The 2,377-nt window shown below is 69.2% G+C and carries 3 protein-coding genes; 1 reads left to right on the forward strand and 2 read right to left on the reverse strand.

Features of this window, described 5'->3' with window-relative positions; all coding sequences use genetic code 11:
- Together ACK42S_RS17445 and ACK42S_RS17450 are read right to left on the reverse strand one after the other, a co-directional pair.
- A partial coding sequence (locus ACK42S_RS17445; RefSeq protein WP_409710586.1) for an ExbD/TolR family protein occupies nt 1–346 on the reverse strand: 346 nt, incomplete at its 3' end.
- 26 nt (nt 347–372) lie between these two features.
- Complete coding sequence (locus ACK42S_RS17450) at nt 373–999, reverse strand: MotA/TolQ/ExbB proton channel family protein (protein WP_409710589.1); 627 nt, start codon at nt 997–999, stop codon at nt 373–375.
- A gap of 365 nt (nt 1,000–1,364) precedes the next feature.
- On the opposite strand from ACK42S_RS17450, the gene xseA reads away from it, so the two are divergent.
- Nucleotides 1,365–2,377: exodeoxyribonuclease VII large subunit (gene xseA / locus ACK42S_RS17455; protein WP_409710592.1), on the forward strand; the 1,013-nt coding region annotated here is incomplete at its 3' end.

Raw genomic sequence — 2,377 nt, forward strand, 5'->3', positions numbered from 1 at the left:
CGTTGACCACGCTCTGGTGGGCGGCGTTGGCATCGGCCGAGATCACCACCACGGCCTCGGTGCCGCCGGCCGCGGCACGCAGCTCGGCGGCCAGCAGATCCACCGCACGGCCGTCCACGACGCGCCGGTTGACGGCGTACTGGCCATCGGCCGAGACCGAGACGATCACCTCCCGGGGGTGGTCGCGGGGGGGCTGCGCGTCGGCCACCGGCAGGTTCACCTGCAGTTCGGCGAACTTGGAGTAGGTGGTCGTGAGCATCAGGAAGATGAGGATCACCAACAGCACGTCGATGAACGGAATGAGCGCGATCTCCGGCTCTTCCATGCGGCGGTGGTGAAAGTTCATCTTCTTCACAGGCGGCCTTTGCGGTCTCAACGCTGGACGGTGAAGCGCATCAGGTGGGGCACCATGCGTTCGGCGGCCTGCTCGAAGTCCAGCACGTATTCATCGACCTTGCCGCGGAAGTAACGGTAGAACATCAGCGAGGGGATCGCGATGATCAGCGCGAAGGCCGTGTTGTACAGCGCGATCGAGATGCCGTGGGCGAGCTGCTGCGGGTTGCCACCGGTGGCGCCGCCTTGCGAGGCGAAGATCTCGATCATGCCGATCACCGTGCCGAGCAGGCCCAGCAACGGCGCCGCCGCGGCGATGGTGCCCAATGTGTTCAGGTAGCGCTCCATCGTGTGGGCGGCGGCCCGGCCGGCGGTCTCGAAGGCGATGCGCAGGTTGGATTCGCTGATGCGCGGCTCGGCGATGACGCTGCGCAGCCCGGCGGCCAGCACCTGCCCCAGCAGTGAACTGGCGGCCAGCTTGTTCACCACCTCGGGCGAGGGCAGGCTGGCCCGGGTGACCGACAGGACCTCGTCCAGCAGCTTGGGCGGGGCGATGCGCGAGGCGCGCAGGCTGGAGAAACGTTCGATGATCAAGGCCAGGGCCACGATGGAACACGCGATGAGCGGCCAGATCGGCCAGCCGGCGGCTTGTATGATCGAAAACAACGAGCATCCTCCTCGCGGGGTGAGGGTCCTGGGGGCACAACGGGGGCGATTATGACCCCAAGCGCCGGGACGGCGACCCGATCGGCCGTGAGGTGCTGCACATCCGCGACGTCCCCCGTGGTTCGACCGGCCGGTCATCCACGAATCTTGTGGATAACTTTGTGGGAAACCTGGGGCGAGCCCCCGCAAAGTGGCCCAGCGACGAGGCTTCCGACAGATTGCTGCATCCGTGAGCACTGAAAAACATCATCAAATCAACGAGTTGCGACGACATGACAAGGCGATGACAGCGACAACGCCTCGCAAAGCCTTGTCTGGCGCGGCTGTGGAGTTTTAACCCCGCATCGAGCTTGGGAATCCAGCGCATGTCCTTCCTCGACTCCCCAAGTGGCCTGGGCCCGCGCGGCCCCTGGCGGGTGGCGGCCCTGCTGCGGGCCATCGCCGACCATCTGCAGGCCCGCTTCGGCGCGGTCACGGTGCAAGGCGAACTGTCCAGCTTCACGCGCGCGCCCAGTGGGCATTGCTATTTCGCCCTCAAGGACGACGACTCGCCCGAGCCGGCCCTGATCCGCGGGGCGATGTTCCGTCGCGCAGCCGCGATGCTCGATTTCCAGCCACGGGAAGGGCAGTGGGTGGAGATCCGTGGCCGGCTGGCCGTCTACGACGCCCGGGGCGACCTGCAGCTCGTGGCCGAGAGCATGCGCCCGGCCGGGCAGGGCGCGCTGTACGAGCAGTTCCTGCGCCTGAAGGCCCGCCTGGAGGCCGAGGGTCTGTTCGATGCGGCGCGCAAGCGACCGCTGCCTCGTTTCGTCTCGCGCGTGGGGCTGGTGACCTCGCTGGGCGCTGCGGCGCTGCACGACATGCTCACGGCCCTGCGGCGCCGGGCCCCCCATGTCGAGGTCATCGTCTATCCGGCCGCCGTGCAGGGCGAGGCCGCGGCGCGCGAGCTGGTGCAGGCGCTGGCGCTGGCGTCGCGCCGCCGCGAGGTGGACGTGCTCATCGTCGGCCGTGGCGGCGGGTCACTGGAGGACTTGTGGGCCTTCAACGACGAAGGCCTGGCGCGTGCGATCGCGGCCAGCCCCATCCCGGTGGTCAGCGCCGTGGGGCACGAGACCGATGTGTGCATCGCCGACTTCGCGGCGGACCTGCGGGCGCCCACACCCACCGCCGCGGCCGAGCTGGTGGCGCCCTCGCGCGACGAATGCCTCGCCCAACTGGCGGGCCTGGCACACCGTTTGCGCTCGGGGCTGGGCCGGCGGCTGGAGGCGCTCGCCCAGCGCCTGGACCAAGCCACCTTGCGCCTGGCCCGCCCCGGCCAGGTGCTGGCGCGCCGGCGCTCGCAACTGGACGTGCTTGGCCAGCGTCTGGCCGCAGCGCC

The sequence above is a fragment of the Caldimonas sp. genome (assembly GCF_046289365.1).
Lineage (GTDB): Bacteria > Pseudomonadota > Gammaproteobacteria > Burkholderiales > Burkholderiaceae_C > Caldimonas.